Below are 680 nucleotides of genomic sequence, written 5' to 3'. Positions count from 1 at the left end.
TGATGATACGGCGCACTGAAGATGAAGCGTAGGGATCAAAGGGGAGGTGACCGTCACCGTGACCGATTCCGGCGTCCCGGCCCAGGCCAACGTGTATGTCTTCACTTCAGGCGGCAGCTACATGGGCCTGTATGCCGCTACTGATGCTAACGGAGAAGTCTCCTTCCTCCTCCCGGCCGACGGCGGCAACTCCACGAACTACAACGGTTACAAGTTCCGCGCGGATTATTCCGGGACGCAAACATGGTCAGATCCACTTCTGGTCACTGCGGACATAAACAACCCGCTATCAATGGAAGCAGGAGGCTCCGCAAGGAGACTCATCCCTAACTCTTCCTCCCCCTTGAGGGGGGAGGATCGAGGTGGGGGTGAAGAAGTTCAAGTCGCCAGCCTTTACATGCTCCCCGGTCTCCTCGCCCAGGCAGCCAACTCCGCCCTCGCCGACTCCAACGGCGAGCACCTGTACTATTATCACTCTGACCACCTCGGCACACCACTCTTCCTCACCAACACCGATGGTGTGGTAGTCTGGAGGGGAGAGTATCTGCCCTTTGGGGAGGTTTTCAGTGAGGATAAAGATCCGGATGGAGATGGGGTGGAAGTGGACCAGCCGTTCAGGTTCCCGGGGCAATTTGAGGATGCTGAGACCGGACTGTACTACAATTACTTCAGGGATTATG

Annotated in this window: 1 protein-coding gene; it reads left to right on the top strand. The window is 57.1% G+C overall.

Going from position 1 to position 680, the window contains the following annotated elements:
* Positions 1–58 precede the first annotated feature (58 nt).
* The coding region (locus tag P1S46_12385) for an RHS domain-containing protein (protein MDF1537260.1) at positions 59–680 on the top strand (622 nt) is incomplete at its 3' end.

Source organism: bacterium (genome assembly GCA_029210545.1).
GTDB lineage: Bacteria > BMS3Abin14 > BMS3Abin14 > BMS3Abin14 > BMS3Abin14 > JARGFV01.
This window is presented reverse-complemented; position numbering and strand designations above follow the sequence as displayed.